The following is a 14,745-nucleotide window of genomic DNA, read 5'->3' on the forward strand; positions in this document are numbered from 1 at the left end:
GCTTTAAACTAAAACTCTTTCCACTGCTGAAAAAATAACCTATAAATAATCTCAAATTTTATATAAACGGTTTTGCGCTCGAAATTGATTTGATTAGTTTAGACCCATCAAATTCAATACTTATGAGTAACCTATTAGTTGCTGACAAAATAACCAAGAAATACCAATCTCATTTAGCATTAAATGAGGTCAGTATTGCAGTTCCTGGACAATCCATCTTTGGATTATTGGGCCCAAACGGAGCCGGAAAAACCAGCTTGATTCGGATCATTAACCAGATTACTGGTCCTGATAGTGGCAGCATCACTTTTGAAGGTAAACCACTTTCCAAAAAACACATCGAACAAATCGGGTACTTGCCAGAAGAGCGTGGATTGTATAAGAAAATGAAAGTGGGTGAACAAGCACTTTACTTGGCTCAGCTAAAAGGCATGGAAAAGTATGAGGCGAAAACCAAATTGAAACATTGGTTCGAAAAGTTTGACATTGCACCTTGGTGGAATAAACGAATAGAAGAACTTTCAAAAGGAATGGCGCAGAAAGTTCAGTTTATTGTTACAGTATTGCACGAGCCTAAACTGCTCATTTTGGATGAACCGTTTAGTGGTTTTGATCCCATCAATGCCAATTTAATCAAAGAAGAAATTCTACGATTGCGAGATAACGGAGCTACGATCGTTTTATCTACTCACAACATGAGCTCTGTAGAAGAAATTTGTGAGCACATTGCATTGATTAATCAATCTAATGTGGTGTTGAATGGCGCAGTGAAGCAAATCCAACAGGATTTTAAAGAAGATATTTTTGAAGTCACTTTTAAAGGAAATAAAATTGCATTCACCAACGCCATGTGGACTGGTGCGGAGTTATTAGATTCTAAAGAAAGTGACGGAATTACCACTTCAACCGTTCGTTTATTGAACAATCTAAAGCCAAATGACCTGCTAAAAGCTATATTGCCAGAAGTAGAAATATTAGGTTTAAGAGAGATAGTACCAACCATGAGCGAAATTTTTATCAAAAAAGTTCAAGAAAAAACAGGAGGGAATCATGAATAAGACCGTTCTAATCATACAGAGAGAATACCTGACAAGAGTTCAGAAAAAGTCGTTTATCATCATGAGTATTCTGGGGCCACTTTTGATTGCAGCCTTGATGATCGTGCCTGTTTGGTTGGCTACACAAGACGAAGACAAACAAATAATTGAAGTGGTAGATGAAACCTCACTATTCATCAATAAACTAGAAGATACTGAAAACTTGTCGTTTGACTATAAATTCAGATCTCTTAGTGAAGCCAAAAAAGACTTGTATTCGGCCAATACCACCGCTATTTTATTTATTCCTGATGTAGCGATTACTTCACCAAATACGATTCAGATTTTCTATAAGAAAAAGCCTAGCACTTCCTCTATGGGATATATCAAATCGGCTTTATCCAATACAATAGAGGATAAAAAGCTACAGGACTTTTACAAAGTCAGCAAGGATGAAATCAATGCCATTAAAACTCCTGTAAGAATTGTAAGTAGCAAGCTAAAAGAAAGCGGCGAAGAACAACAATCAGGTGGTGGCGTAGCCATGGTTGTCGCATTTGCATCGGCTATTTTTATTTACTTCTTCATTTTCCTATTCGGCGTTCAAGTGATGAGAGGTGTCATTGAAGAAAAGACAAGCCGAATTGTAGAAGTTATTATTTCTTCTGTTAAACCATTTCAGTTGATGATGGGTAAAATCATTGGAATCGCTTTGGTTGCCCTCACTCAATTTTTATTGTGGGTGGTGTTATCAACAGCTCTAATTACAGGAGTTTCTTCCATTTTTGCTGATGAATTCGCTGCAGCAGAAAGAAACAAAGCGACCATCGAACAAATGAATCCAGATGCGGCACAATTAAGCTTGGACAAGAAAGAGAATTTCATTGCAGAGGTTAAAAACAACATTGAAATGATCAATTTCCCCTTGATATTGGGCTGTTTCCTATTTTATTTTCTAGTAGGCTATTTGCTGTATAGTGCATTGTTTGCAGCGATTGGTTCAGTTGTAGATCAAGAAGCAGACAGCCAACAATTCATGATGCCGGTCACTATACCACTTATTTTCTCATTTGTGATTGCACAAAACGTGATGGACAATCCTGATGGACCTCTCGCCTTTTGGACTTCTATTATTCCATTCACCTCCCCCATCATTATGATGGTTCGAATTCCTTTTGGCGTTCAATGGTGGGAACTAGCGTTGTCAATGGGATTGTTGATATTGACATTTATTGGTGCCGTTTGGTTTGCTGCAAAAATTTACCGTGTAGGAATTTTAATGTACGGCAAAAAAGTGAGCTATAAAGAAATCGGGAAATGGTTGTTTTATAAAAACTAGAATGAGAATAGCCATAATTGACATTGGTACGAATACCTTCAATTTATTGATTCAAGAAGTTGATAAAAACACTACCACTTTACTTCACAAAGATAAAATCAGTGTGAAACTAGGGGAAGGTGGAATCAATGATGGAGTGATTCATCCTATTCCGTTTCAAAGAGGATTGGATGCAATTGGTGTTCATTTAGCAACGATCGATCAATTTCAGGTCGACAAAATTGTAGCTTTTGCAACCAGCGCTGTTCGGTCGGCAAAAAATGGCGGTGAATTTAAAGCAGCTATTTTTGATAAATATCATTTGTCGATTGAAATTATTGAAGGAGATCGAGAAGCAGAATTGATTTATAAAGGCGTAAAGGAGGCATGCCCTCTAACTTCTAAAACCATACTCATTATGGATGTTGGAGGTGGCAGTACTGAGTTTATACTCGCCAATCAAGATGAGATATTTTGGAAGAAAAGCTATAACATCGGAGCTGCTCGGTTATTGGATCGATTCAAACATTCAGAACCCATCACTAGTTCGGAAATTGAAAGCATCCAAGATTTTCTAGATTCACAATTTGCTGAATTAAAAGACGCAATGAAAAAATGGCCAACTGCTACACTAATTGGTTCATCAGGATCTTTTGAAACTTTAGCAGACATACTGGCCAATAAACATTTAAACAGAAGTATATTTGATTCACCCTTTACTTCTATACCTATGGATGTAAATCAACTGAAAGAATTATTTCCCGAAATTTTGAGCAAAAATATTTCTCAACGAATGGAAATAAAAGGGATGCTAGAACTAAGGGTAGACATGATGGTTGTCGTAAGTATTTTCATCGAATATATCATCGACACTTTTCATATCAATGAAGTTATTTTATCTGATTATGCCATGAAAGAAGGCATATTGACGGAAGTTATACAAAAAGACATTTAAGAATATGAGCTCGATATTAATTATAGATGATGAACGCCCAATTAGAAGTGCAATGCGCGACATTTTGGAATATGAAAAATATAAAGTAGACGAAGCTGAAGATGGCGCTATTGGTATCGAAAAAGTGGCCGCTAACAAATACGACTTGGTGCTTTGTGACATAAAAATGCCCAAGAAGGATGGATTAGAAGTCTTGACGCATATTTTAGAAAATCATCCAGATGTGCCTGTTGTCATGATTTCAGGACATGGAACCATAGAAACGGCTGTTGATGCCATTAAGCAAGGTGCTTTTGATTATATCGCTAAACCATTGGACTTAAATCGCTTATTGATTACTGTTCGAAATGCGCTGGATAAAGGTGTTTTGGTAGAAGAAACCAATAAGCTTCGTAAAAAAGTTAATCAAAATAAATTGACTGACATTGTTGGTGAAAGTGCCGGAATTCAAGAGGTAAAAAACATGATTAACAAAGTAGCTGCTACAGATGCTAGAGTATTGATCACAGGAGGCAATGGAACAGGTAAAGAGTTAGTTGCAAGAAGTCTACATCAAAACTCTTCCCGTAAAAATGCACCATTTATTGAGGTTAACTGCGCTGCAATTCCATCAGAATTGATAGAAAGTGAATTGTTTGGACATGAAAAAGGTGCTTTTACTTCTGCAGTTAAGCAACGTAAAGGAAAATTTGAGCAAGCTGAAGGTGGCACTTTATTTTTAGATGAAATTGGAGACATGAGCGCTTCAGCTCAAGCAAAAGTTTTACGGGCTTTGCAAGAGAATAAGATTACTCGTGTAGGTGGCGAAAAAGAAATCAAAGTCAATGTGAGAATTCTAGCCGCTACCAACAAAGATTTAATCCAAGAAATCAAGGATAATAATTTTAGAGAGGATTTATATCACCGACTGAGTGTAATATTGATTCATGTACCTTCATTGAATGAACGAAAAGACGATATCCCGATTTTAGCAGATTATTTTCTTCAAAAAATTTGCGATGAGAACGGCATGCCAAAAAAGGAGTTTACCAAAGATGGTTTAAAAGCTTTACAGGATATTAACTGGACGGGAAATATTAGAGAATTGAGAAACCTGGTAGAACGGTTGCTGATTTTAAGCGATCAACAAATTGATGCCGTTACGGTAAACAAATACGCAAATCCGAAATAGCCAAATTGACTTATAAAGTCGAATTAGTTAATAAATAGTTCGATTCAAGACTATAAATTCTCCATTATCGGCTTAAAATTGTACCATACAAATAGGATATGAAGGTACATTTTATTGCAATCGGAGGAAGTGCCATGCACAATTTAGCATTGGCTTTACATAGTAAAGGTTATACTGTATCAGGTTCTGATGATCAAATATTTGAACCTTCATACAGTCGTTTAGATAAAGTGGGAATTTTACCTACTGAAATGGGTTGGAGACCAGAGTTAATCTCTTCCGATTTAGATGCAATAATCTTGGGCATGCATGCCAGAAAAGACAATCCGGAACTACTAAAAGCTCAAGAGTTGGGTTTGAAGATATACTCCTATCCTGAATATATCTATGAGCAATCCAAAGACAAGCAAAGGGTTGTAATAGGTGGAAGTCACGGTAAGACTTCCATTACTTCGATGATTCTTCACGTATTGAATCATTTAAACATGCCTTTTGACTATTTAGTTGGAGCTCAATTAGAGGGGTTTGAACGAATGGTTCAGCTTTCTGATGCTCCACTGATCATTTTGGAAGGAGATGAGTACTTGTCCTCCCCGATTGATTTAACTCCAAAGTTCTTGTGGTACAAGCCGCAGGTTGCTTTATTGAGTGGAATCGCTTGGGATCACATCAATGTGTTTCCTACATTCGAAATATACAAACAACAATTTCAGCTATTTGCAGAGACCATCCAATCCAATGGAAGTTTGATTTACTTCTCAGGTGATGAGAATTTAAATAAAATAGCACAAAGTAATCTAGCAGAAGTAAATAGACTACCTTATCATACTCCAAATCACATTATAGAAAACGAACAAACCTTTTTAACTACACCAGGAGGAAATATTCCTCTAGCTATTTTTGGAAATCACAACCTACAAAACCTGGAAGGTGCTCGATTAGTTTGTCAAGAAATTGGAATTTCTTCAGAACAGTTTTATGAGGCGATACAGTCATTTAAAGGAGCTGCCAAGCGATTGGAATTGATAGGAAACAAATCGAAGACAACGGTCTATAAAGATTTTGCTCACTCCCCTTCTAAACTAAAAGCTACAGTGAATGCTGTAAAGAGTCAATATAAAAAAAGAAATGTAGTAGCATTAATGGAGTTGCATACATTCAGCAGCTTAAATAGTGAATTCTTACAACAATACAACGGAAGTATGAATGAAGCAGATGAAGCAATTGTTTATTATAATCCAAAAACCATTGCTCATAAAAAGCTAGATCCTATTTCTATTGGAGAAGTGAAAGCTGCTTTTGATCGATCTGATCTGAAGATCTATACTGATTCCAAACAACTACAAGCTGATTTACTCAGTATGAACTGGGACAATAGTGTGCTGCTATTAATGACCTCAGGAAATTTTGATGGAGTCAATCTAAATGATTTTGGGCAAAAGATTATTGACACTGTTTAGTGCCCAAACCCTTTCATTTTTCGCACAAAGAAAGTTATTAGAGCAGAATAAAATCCTCCAATAATTAAGAAGATAACCAGTGAAACGGTACTTTGAAAGTAGGGTGATAATACAAACTCTCCAGCTTTCTGTACTTCTTCGATGTTGGTATTCCCTGCAGCTTCAGCTTCTGCTACTTTTTGTTGAAGCATAATGGTGAAGTAATCAGGATCGATAAATGTATAATAAGAATAAATAAAAGCAGACATCAAGATCGCGTATAACGCTGTGACCTTCATGCCTGCTTTAAAGTCATCTACAAAAGCGGAAGTTCCTCCTACTTTCAGTTTATGATTTCGAATGGTGATAAAAATCGCTGTCATTAATAAAAAGACATAACCCAATCCTAGGTATAAATCAAAGTCAGTAAATTGCTGCCCGCTGAAAAAAATAATCATTTTCAACAGCACCGAAAAAACTGTAAACCAAACTGCAGTAGAAAAAACCGTCTTTGTCATTTAATTAAAAGTTTCAAGCGAAAACGTCTTTTAGCCGTTCATTGAAATTAAAAACTCTTCGTTATTTTTTGTTTTGGTAATTCTATCTTTCATGAATTCCATAGCTTCTACAGGGTTCATGTCCGCAATATGATTACGTAGAATCCACATACGTTGTACAATGTCTTTAGACAATAACAATTCCTCTTTACGAGTACTTGAAGAAACAATATCAATAGCAGGGTATACTCTACGATTAGAAATTTTACGATCCAATTGAAGTTCCATGTTTCCTGTTCCTTTAAATTCTTCGAAAATTACTTCGTCCATTTTAGAACCTGTTTCAGTCAATGCTGTTGCAAGAATAGTCAAAGAACCACCATTCTCAATTTTACGGGCAGCACCAAAGAAACGTTTCGGCTTGTGCAATGCATTTGCATCAACACCACCAGAAAGCACCTTACCTGATGAAGGAGAAACCGTATTGTATGCTCTTGCCAATCTGGTAATGGAATCCAGTAAAATAACCACATCATGGCCACACTCTACCATTCTCTTGGCTTTCTCCAAAACAAGATTAGCTACCTTTACGTGTCGTTCAGCAGGTTCATCAAATGTAGAAGATACTACTTCAGCATTTACACTTCTAGCCATATCTGTTACCTCTTCTGGACGTTCGTCGATTAGTAAAATCAACAAATACACTTCAGGATGATTTGATGCAATTGCGTTCGCAACTTCCTTTAACAATGTTGTTTTACCAGTTTTTGGTTGAGCTACTATTAGCCCCCTTTGCCCTTTACCAATTGGTGTGAATAAATCTATCACACGTGTAGACAAACCAGACTTTGCGTGACCAGTTAAGTTGAACTTTTCAAAAGGAAACAATGGAGTTAAATAATCAAAAGGGACTCTATCCCTAACGAAATCTGGGGTTCTACCATTAATTTCATCAACCCTAATCAAAGGAAAATACTTTTCGCCTTCTTTTGGTGGTCTAACACTACCTCTAACTGTATCTCCAGTTTTCAAACCAAAAAGTTTTACTTGTGATTGAGATACATAAATATCATCAGGAGAGTTTAGGTAATTATAATCAGAAGATCTCAAGAAACCATAACCATCAGGCATCATCTCCAACACACCTTCACTTACAATTATTCCGTCAAAGTTAAAACCATAGTCGGCTTTAGACTTTTGATCTCTTCGCTGATTGTTATTATGATTTGTGTTATTACTGGAATTCCCATTCGAATTTTGGTTCGAATTCGAATTGTTGTTGTTGTTGTTGGATTTTCTTGGAGGTCGCTGCTCTTGTTGAGTTTCCTTGGAGCTGTTATTTTGCTCAGACTTAGGTTCTGATTTTTGTTGTTGCTGTTTATGTTGAGGAGTTGCTCTAGGCTTCTCTTCAGGAGGAGTTTCCTTTTTCTTGAAACGAATTTCTTTTCTTTCATTCTGTTGTTTAGGAGAATCCTTCTCAACAGTTTCTGGTTTAGAAACCTCTTCCTTCGCAGGCTCCTTAGTTTCTGGCTTATTCACCGAAGTACTTCTAGGCTTCCTGGCCCTTATCGGCTTTTCTGTTTCCGGAGACTTAGTAGCTTTCTTTTCAGTAGGCGTCTTTTTAAGAGGTTGAATAGCTTGTTGATCGAGTATTTGATAGACCAACTCTTCTTTTTTCAGCTTATTAGACTTTTTAATATCTAATTCTTTGGCAATTTCTTTTAATTCAATTACCGTCTTCTGATTTAACTCAAGAATGTCGTACATTAATATGGAAATGTTGAAATAATAAATTTATAATTTGAAGTTCTTTTGGGAACAGACAACGTGAGAACGTGTCATTAATTTAATACTCGAATCAAGAAAACTGAGTAAATAATCAATGCAATTATACTAATTTATTTAACACCATTAAGATTTCAGTCGATATATATTCTCGATAATCTCAACTACTTTTAAACCCTCTAAAGAATTGGTCGAAACAAAATTCCTCCCTTTAAGTGTTTCCACCACATTATCAATTACAAAGTGGTGGTTAGCCGCACTTCCCTTGTATTTACCATAATCGTTGGCAGGAAGCGTTTCTTCTAACTTAGGCATTTCATATCCTTCTATATTGCATACCTCCACCTCATTCATATATTGCCCACCGACTTTAATACTCCCTTTTTGACCGATTATGGTAATACTACTTTCTAAATTATTATTCCAAACTGCAGTAGAGTAATTAATACTCCCTGCTCCTTGTTTTACGAAGTCGAAATGTATAATTCCGGAGTCTTCAAACTCAGTTGTTTTTTGATGATTAAAATCATAAAATTTGGCGTTAATGTTTTTAATATCACCAAATAACCAAAACATTGTATCGATGAAATGGCTAAACTGTGTAAACAATGTACCGCCGTCACTAGCTAATTTCCCTTTCCAATAATTGGGGTCTCCACCTTTATAGTAATCATCATCTCGGTTCCAATAACAATTAATTTGAACCATATAAATTTCACCTAAAATTCCATCATCAACTACACTTTTCAGCCATTGAGCGGGCGGACTATATCGATTCTGCATCACACAGAAGACCAGTTTGTTCCGTTTTAAGGCACGGAAAAGTACTTCCTCTGCGTCTTGTTTTGTGAGCGCCATTGGTTTTTCACAAACCACATGAAAGTTAGCGTCTAATGCATCAATTGATTGTTTTGCATGCTCACCATTAGGCGAACAAACATTCACTACATGTATTTCAGGATGATTCTTAAACATTTCTTGATGGGTTGTATAAACAGGAACTCCAAATTCCTGTCTCAATTCTTCGTGAACTGAAGTGTCTATATCAGTTAACGCCACCAGTTTTGAATATTCATTCTTCACAACCATTGTAGCATGTCTTCTACCTATTCTTCCAGCACCAATTACAGCAAAATTTACTATTCCTTCAATCATAATACAACCCTATTTTAAAATATCGAAATTACAATAATTTAGATTTAATCTTAAAATTTTTTTAACAAATACTATTCAATACTTTTGTGCTAAACAAAGTATAAAAATGACTGTATTAGTAACAGGAGGAGCAGGATATATAGGTTCGCATACAATTATTGAATTAATTCAAAAAGGATATACAAATATTATCTCTGTGGATAATTATTCGAATTCTGAAGAAAGTACTTATAAAAGAATTGAATCGATCACCAATTACAAGATTCAGTATTATTCAATTGATCTGACCAGCAAAATTGATTGTGAACGTCTTTTCGAAGAAAATGAATTTGATGCAGTGATACACTTTGCAGCATACAAATCCGTTCCTGAATCTGTTGAAAACCCTTTATCGTATTATCGCAACAACCTTAACTCATTAATTAACATTATTGATTGCTGTAATAAATACCATTGTAATCAATTAATCTTTTCTTCTTCTTGTTCTGTATACGGCAATTCAACGGAGTTACCAGTTACCGAAACAACCCCGCTTGGAATAGCTGAGTCTCCCTATGCTGAAACAAAATTTATTGGGGAAAGAATTATTCGTGATGCCGTAAAAGCAAATTCAGAAATGAAGGCTGTGATTTTACGTTACTTTAATCCTGTAGGAGCACATATATCAGGAAAACTAGGAGAACCCGCATCAGAACGCCCCAACAATTTAGTTCCTTTTATTACCCAAACTGCGGCTGGCTTAAAAGAAAAGCTAAAAGTTTTTGGAGGAGATTATAATACTCCCGACGGGACGTGTATTAGAGATTATATTCATGTTTCAGATATTGCAGATGCTCACATACTTGCTTTAGAATACCTTACCAAAACCAATAACAACATAGAGGTATTTAATCTTGGAACTGGTAAGGGAGTGACAGTGTTAGAAGTTATAAAAAGCTTTGAGTATGTAAATAAATTGAATCTCAATTATGAAGTTGTAGAGCGGAGAAAAGGAGACGTAGAAGCGGTATATGCTAACAATGATAAAGCTGTAAAACTTCTAGGTTGGAAGCCTAAACATAGCCTCAGTGAAATGATGGAAAGTGCTTGGAAGTGGCAACAAAACTTATTGGATGATCCAATTTAATGGTGATACTTCTCCCCTTTAATGATTGTATGTGCCCGGTAAAGTTGTTCAAGAAAAAATAATCGGACCATTTGGTGTGTTAGAGTCATTCTAGAAAGGCTAAGTTGGAGGTTCGCTCTAGCATAAACATCCTGACTAAAGCCAAAAGGCCCACCGATTACGAAAATAACATTAGAAACACCAGAAACTTGCCATTTTTGAATTTGATTCGCGAATTGCTCAGATGAAAATGACTTTCCCTTATTATCCAACAGAACTAAAAAGTCTTGGTTTCCAATCGACTGCAAAAGCAACTTCCCTTCTTCATTTTTTTGCATGTCAACAGAAGCAAACTTTTGTTTTTTAGGCAACTCTAAAACAATTGTCTCAAATCTTGCGTAATGTTTTAATCTACTCTCATATTCAACAAATCCTTTCGCGATGTAGTTATCCTTAGACTTATTGATTAGTATCAATGAATATTTCATATCGAAAAAACTATTTTGATTAACTTTAAAATCTGAAAGTAAAATCCCGGCTTGGCTTAATTTTTGTCAAATATAACTCATGAAATTTAAACAATTACTTCCCCTCGTCTTTATTGTACTATTCTCTTTCCAATTTCTGTTTGGTCAAAGCAATTCTGAAATTTCAAAAGCGATTGCAACAGGCAGTGCAAAAGAGTTGGCGAAATACTTTAATGAAAACATTGATTTAAAAATTCCAGGTACAGACGGTGTCTTTAATAAGATGCAAGCAGAATTAATATTAAAAGATTTTTTTGTTCAAAATCCAATAGAAAGTTATGAAGTAAAACATGAAGGAAAGTCTAAAAATGAAGCGCACTATTCTATTGGAGAACTTATCCTCTCATCAAACAAATACCGAACATACATTTTAATAAAAAAGCAAGAAAACTCTTTTAAAATAATCGAGTTTAATATTGAACTAGACGAATAACACCAAATGACAATAGACCAATTAATTAAAACAGCACTGCAAGAAGATATTGGCGACGGCGACCATTCTTCTTTATCATGTATTCCAAAAGATGCTGTTGGACGAGCGAAGCTATTAGTGAAAGAGCCAGGGATCCTTGCAGGTGTTAACATTGCTAAGCAAGTGTTTAAACAAGTTGACCCTCTTCTAACTTTTGAGCAAATATTGAATGACGGTGATGTGATAAAACCCGGCGATATTGCATTTTATGTCGAAGGTTCCTCTCAATCTATTTTGAAAGGAGAGCGATTAGCTTTAAATTTTATGCAAAGAATGAGCGGAATTGCTACTCACACTAATGAATTGGTCAAATTGGTTGGAGATCTTCCATGTAAGCTATTGGATACCAGAAAGACGACTCCAGGATTGCGAGAAATCGAAAAGTTGGCAGTAAAAATAGGAGGCGGAAGTAATCACCGTTTTGGTTTATACGACATGATTATGTTAAAAGATAATCATATTGACTATGCAGGAGGTATTTCTCAAGCGATCAACAAAACCAAAGAATATCTTGCTGAAAACAATAAAAAATTAAAAATTGAAGTTGAAGCAAGAGACCTAGACGAGGTAAAACAAATATTACAAGTTGGAGGTGTGGACCGCATAATGCTTGACAACTTTAATTACACTGACTTAAAAAAAGCGGTGGAATTAATTGGAGTTTCTTCAGAAACAGAAGCATCTGGTGGGATTACAAGAGATACACTCAGAAATTATGCTGAATGCGGAGTGAATTTCATTTCAGTTGGAGCCTTAACTCACCAAATCAATAGCTTAGATCTAAGTCTGAAGGCCGTATAATTATGATAGAAAAATTAAAGAATTGGGCGCTTAATCTTCCACTGGTTTCGTCTACAATCGCGCTTTCAAAAAGACTTGTGCTACCAGGGTTTGATGGTCTTCCAATATATTATGTAGGAATATTTTTTTGGAATGGCATTCAAAAAGGCTTACTAGCCACCAAAGCGTCATCATTGGCCTTCAAGTTTTTTATGGCCATTTTCCCAACTATTATCTTTTTAGTTACATTGATTCCATTAATCCCAATTAATAACTTTCAATTAGAGTTATTGGCAATTTTAAATGATCTACTTCCTACCACTGCATATAATTTTGCTGAAGAAACATTAATTGAAATAATTATTCAACCCAATCAGGGTCTGTTATCATTTGGATTTATTTTTGCAATTTACCTAGCAACCAATGGCTTAGATGGATTACTAACCGCATTTAAAGACAGTTACAATACCACATTTAAAAGAAGTGCAATAAAACAAAAGTTATTAAGTGTACTACTCTTGTTCATTATCACACTTTTATTGATCATAGCAATTGCGGCAATCGTTAGCTCTGAAGTTATTCTTTATTATTTTCTAGACGAAAAGCAAATATTTGCGACCTACTTATTGATGGTTGGAAAATGGATTATCATAGCTGCACTTTGCTTTTTTGCAATCTCATTCATGTATTATATTGGTGGAAACCGAGACATGAAATGGCGTTTTTTTAGTGCAGGATCAACTTTAGCAACTGTATTGGTGCTAATTGTATCCTTAGGATTTGCATTTTATGTAGATAACTTCGCCAATTATAACAAGATTTATGGTTCAATCGGAACATTAATTGTCATTATGCTTTGGATATACTTTAACTCCCTTGTCTTATTGATTGGTTTTGAATTAAATGCTAGCATTCAGCAAGCAGGTTCAATTAGAGAAGTAAAAGATTCATTCGAGGACAATTCTCCTTTGGCAACAAATTAAATTCTTGACCTTATTTTTTGAAATAGACTTGAAATGTCTTCAGAAACATTTGATTTTAATATTAAAAAAATAAACAGCAATGCTATAATGCTAGACTTGTATAGAATATCAATAATATTATTTCCGACATTGGGCAACAGACTTCCAACAAAGATTCCTACTAATACAATTGCAATCGTTTTAATAGTTTGACTATTGAACGGACTTAAGCCCATTTTTAGATAAATAAACAAAACCCTTACCACATTATAAGACACAGAGGAGATTAAAGTGGCAAAAGCAGCTCCATTTATTCCATATCTAGGTATGAAATAAAAATTTGTTCCAATACCTATTAAAACTAAAAAGGAAGAAGTTACTCCTTCAAATGGATAGTATTTCGAAGCATTAATAATTTGGCCATTTACTCCAGTAAGCATGTCAACTAGCCGAGTTATACCTAAAATCAGAATTACCATTTTTCCTGTTGCATACTCTTCTTTTTGGAACTCAAATACAGAATCGATGTTAACCCATAAAAGAGTAAACAATACACCACCAACTAAGAATTGATTAATAGAAGTCTTTTTATATAGTTCTGAAATTAAATCAAACCTCTTCTTTTTATAATTGTGGGCGAGGATTGGAAATGAAATTTTTACAATTGAAGTTGATGGAATAGTAATAAGTATGCAAAAGTAAAGAGCATTAGCATATATTCCTACAGCAGAGAGATTTAGCAAAAAAACAAGCATAATAATATCTAACTTAGACAGAACAATACCAGAAAGGTTAGTAAAAACTGTAAATAGGCTATACCTAAAATATATTTTACGCAGTTTCCTATTAAAAAACTGCCAGTCAATTTTCCACCGGAGTTGATTAGTATTCTTTAGATAGAAATAATAAATCAGTGAATTCAGCAAGTAAGAAAGGATAAATCCAATAATAAATCCTTCAAAATCTATGACTTTAAAATAAAAGAGAACCAACAAAAAAGTAGTGACTATTTTATTTAAAACCTCTCTCAGGAAGGTAGAAATAGACGTGTTGGAGTTTGCCTGGAGTTTTTGCTCAAATAGATTATTGATTAACATCAATAGTATTAATGGAAATAAAGACCAATAGTAATCTACAATTAATGCACTTTTATCATAAAAATAGTGACTAATAATTGGTTGAAAAACAATTAATAAAATAGCAAAAACAACAAATCCTAAAAGAGAAACCAAAAAAGTAAGAGAAAATAAACCTTTATCATCTTTTGAAATGCCAGCGGTAAAGAATGGAAAAAAACGAACAAGGCTTCGACCGGTTCCAAACTGAGCTAGCATGGCTATAATTACGGTAACGTCAAGTAATAATGAACGAAGGCCAAACTCTTCATAAGTGAATAATCTATTCATAAAAAGTGAAACATTTAGGAAACCTATTAATGCTCCTAAATAGCTACTGAATGATGATAGAGATGCTTGTTTTAAGACAATACCCACCTATTATAATTTAATGATGCATGACATAATTAAGAATAAAATGAATAAT

At 34.9% G+C, this 14,745-nt stretch carries 14 protein-coding genes; 9 read left to right on the top strand and 5 right to left on the bottom strand.

Going from position 1 to position 14,745, the window contains the following annotated elements; translation table 11 throughout:
- The first annotated feature begins 122 nt into the window (after window positions 1-122).
- From GQN54_RS07005 to GQN54_RS07025, 5 genes are all read left to right on the top strand, one after another.
- Window positions 123-1,058 carry an ABC transporter ATP-binding protein gene (locus tag GQN54_RS07005; RefSeq protein WP_160632822.1) on the top strand — a complete coding sequence of 312 codons (936 nt, stop codon included), beginning with the start codon at window positions 123-125 and terminating at the stop codon, window positions 1,056-1,058.
- Window positions 1,051-2,376, top strand: coding sequence for an ABC transporter permease (locus GQN54_RS07010; RefSeq protein ID WP_160632823.1), 1,326 nt, complete (start codon window positions 1,051-1,053; stop codon window positions 2,374-2,376). The genes GQN54_RS07005 and GQN54_RS07010 overlap by 8 nt, the downstream gene beginning before the upstream one ends.
- A gap of 1 nt (window position 2,377) precedes the next feature.
- Window positions 2,378-3,310, top strand: a complete 933-nt coding sequence (locus tag GQN54_RS07015; protein WP_160632824.1) for a Ppx/GppA phosphatase family protein — start codon at window positions 2,378-2,380, stop codon at window positions 3,308-3,310.
- Window positions 3,311-3,314: 4 nt separating this feature from the next.
- A complete protein-coding gene (locus GQN54_RS07020) occupies window positions 3,315-4,481 on the top strand; it encodes a sigma-54-dependent transcriptional regulator (RefSeq protein WP_160632825.1) in 1,167 nt (388 codons plus the stop codon).
- A 98-nt stretch (window positions 4,482-4,579) separates the two neighbouring features.
- Window positions 4,580-5,941, top strand: a complete 1,362-nt coding sequence (locus tag GQN54_RS07025; protein ID WP_160632826.1) for a UDP-N-acetylmuramate--L-alanine ligase — start codon at window positions 4,580-4,582, stop codon at window positions 5,939-5,941.
- Here the strand turns inward: GQN54_RS07025 and GQN54_RS07030 are convergent.
- From GQN54_RS07030 to GQN54_RS07040, 3 genes are all read right to left on the bottom strand, one after another.
- On the bottom strand, window positions 5,938-6,438 hold the full coding sequence (locus GQN54_RS07030; RefSeq protein ID WP_160632827.1) for a DUF4199 domain-containing protein: 501 nt from the start codon (window positions 6,436-6,438) through the stop codon (window positions 5,938-5,940). The genes GQN54_RS07025 and GQN54_RS07030 overlap by 4 nt on opposite strands.
- A gap of 30 nt (window positions 6,439-6,468) precedes the next feature.
- Window positions 6,469-8,184: a transcription termination factor Rho gene (rho, locus tag GQN54_RS07035; protein WP_160632828.1), complete on the bottom strand. Its 1,716-nt coding sequence runs from the start codon at window positions 8,182-8,184 to the stop codon at window positions 6,469-6,471.
- A gap of 144 nt (window positions 8,185-8,328) precedes the next feature.
- The gene (locus tag GQN54_RS07040) at window positions 8,329-9,357 is read right to left on the bottom strand and encodes a Gfo/Idh/MocA family protein (protein ID WP_207554846.1); all 1,029 of its coding nucleotides are present in this window, start codon (window positions 9,355-9,357) and stop codon (window positions 8,329-8,331) included.
- A gap of 106 nt (window positions 9,358-9,463) precedes the next feature.
- On the opposite strand from GQN54_RS07040, the gene galE reads away from it, so the two are divergent.
- A complete protein-coding gene (gene galE / locus GQN54_RS07045) occupies window positions 9,464-10,483 on the top strand; it encodes a UDP-glucose 4-epimerase GalE (protein ID WP_160632829.1) in 1,020 nt (339 codons plus the stop codon).
- Here the strand turns inward: galE and GQN54_RS07050 are convergent.
- Window positions 10,480-10,950 (bottom strand): 23S rRNA (pseudouridine(1915)-N(3))-methyltransferase RlmH, encoded by a 471-nt coding sequence (locus tag GQN54_RS07050; RefSeq protein WP_160632830.1) that lies wholly within the window; start codon window positions 10,948-10,950, stop codon window positions 10,480-10,482. The two genes, galE and GQN54_RS07050, sit on opposite strands and share 4 nt — an antisense overlap.
- A 79-nt stretch (window positions 10,951-11,029) precedes the next feature.
- Between GQN54_RS07050 and GQN54_RS07055 the strand changes: the two genes are divergently transcribed.
- From GQN54_RS07055 to GQN54_RS07065, 3 genes are read left to right on the top strand one after another with little or no spacing between them, the layout of a single operon-like run.
- Complete coding sequence (locus GQN54_RS07055; protein ID WP_160632831.1) at window positions 11,030-11,422, top strand: DUF4783 domain-containing protein; 393 nt, start codon at window positions 11,030-11,032, stop codon at window positions 11,420-11,422.
- 6 nt (window positions 11,423-11,428) lie between these two features.
- Window positions 11,429-12,262: a carboxylating nicotinate-nucleotide diphosphorylase gene (gene nadC, locus GQN54_RS07060; protein ID WP_160632832.1), complete on the top strand. Its 834-nt coding sequence runs from the start codon at window positions 11,429-11,431 to the stop codon at window positions 12,260-12,262.
- Window positions 12,263-12,264: 2 nt separating this feature from the next.
- Window positions 12,265-13,224, top strand: a complete 960-nt coding sequence (locus GQN54_RS07065) for a YihY/virulence factor BrkB family protein (protein ID WP_160632833.1) — start codon at window positions 12,265-12,267, stop codon at window positions 13,222-13,224.
- Here GQN54_RS07065 and GQN54_RS15575 read toward each other — a convergent pair.
- Window positions 13,221-14,696, bottom strand: a complete 1,476-nt coding sequence (locus GQN54_RS15575) for a lipopolysaccharide biosynthesis protein (RefSeq protein WP_160632834.1) — start codon at window positions 14,694-14,696, stop codon at window positions 13,221-13,223. The two genes, GQN54_RS07065 and GQN54_RS15575, sit on opposite strands and share 4 nt — an antisense overlap.
- Between the last annotated feature and the right edge of the window lie 49 nt (window positions 14,697-14,745).

Source organism: Acidiluteibacter ferrifornacis (genome assembly GCF_009909615.1).
Taxonomy (GTDB): Bacteria; Bacteroidota; Bacteroidia; order Flavobacteriales_E; family Vicingaceae; genus Acidiluteibacter; species Acidiluteibacter ferrifornacis.

Excerpts from the sequence above, each read along its gene's own strand:
- GQN54_RS07005 (WP_160632822.1), top strand. The coding sequence starts at position 123 with ATGAGTAACCTATTAGTTGCTGACAAAATAACCAAGAAATACCAATCT.
- GQN54_RS07010 (WP_160632823.1), top strand. The coding sequence starts at position 1,051 with ATGAATAAGACCGTTCTAATCATACAGAGAGAATACCTGACAAGAGTT.
- GQN54_RS07015 (WP_160632824.1), top strand. The coding sequence starts at position 2,378 with ATGAGAATAGCCATAATTGACATTGGTACGAATACCTTCAATTTATTG.
- GQN54_RS07020 (WP_160632825.1), top strand. The coding sequence starts at position 3,315 with ATGAGCTCGATATTAATTATAGATGATGAACGCCCAATTAGAAGTGCA.
- GQN54_RS07025 (WP_160632826.1), top strand. The coding sequence starts at position 4,580 with ATGAAGGTACATTTTATTGCAATCGGAGGAAGTGCCATGCACAATTTA.
- GQN54_RS07030 (WP_160632827.1), bottom strand. The coding sequence starts at position 6,438 with ATGACAAAGACGGTTTTTTCTACTGCAGTTTGGTTTACAGTTTTTTCG.
- rho (WP_160632828.1), bottom strand. The coding sequence starts at position 8,184 with ATGTACGACATTCTTGAGTTAAATCAGAAGACGGTAATTGAATTAAAA.
- GQN54_RS07040 (WP_207554846.1), bottom strand. The coding sequence starts at position 9,357 with ATGATTGAAGGAATAGTAAATTTTGCTGTAATTGGTGCTGGAAGAATA.
- galE (WP_160632829.1), top strand. The coding sequence starts at position 9,464 with ATGACTGTATTAGTAACAGGAGGAGCAGGATATATAGGTTCGCATACA.
- GQN54_RS07050 (WP_160632830.1), bottom strand. The coding sequence starts at position 10,950 with ATGAAATATTCATTGATACTAATCAATAAGTCTAAGGATAACTACATC.
- GQN54_RS07055 (WP_160632831.1), top strand. The coding sequence starts at position 11,030 with ATGAAATTTAAACAATTACTTCCCCTCGTCTTTATTGTACTATTCTCT.
- nadC (WP_160632832.1), top strand. The coding sequence starts at position 11,429 with ATGACAATAGACCAATTAATTAAAACAGCACTGCAAGAAGATATTGGC.
- GQN54_RS07065 (WP_160632833.1), top strand. The coding sequence starts at position 12,265 with ATGATAGAAAAATTAAAGAATTGGGCGCTTAATCTTCCACTGGTTTCG.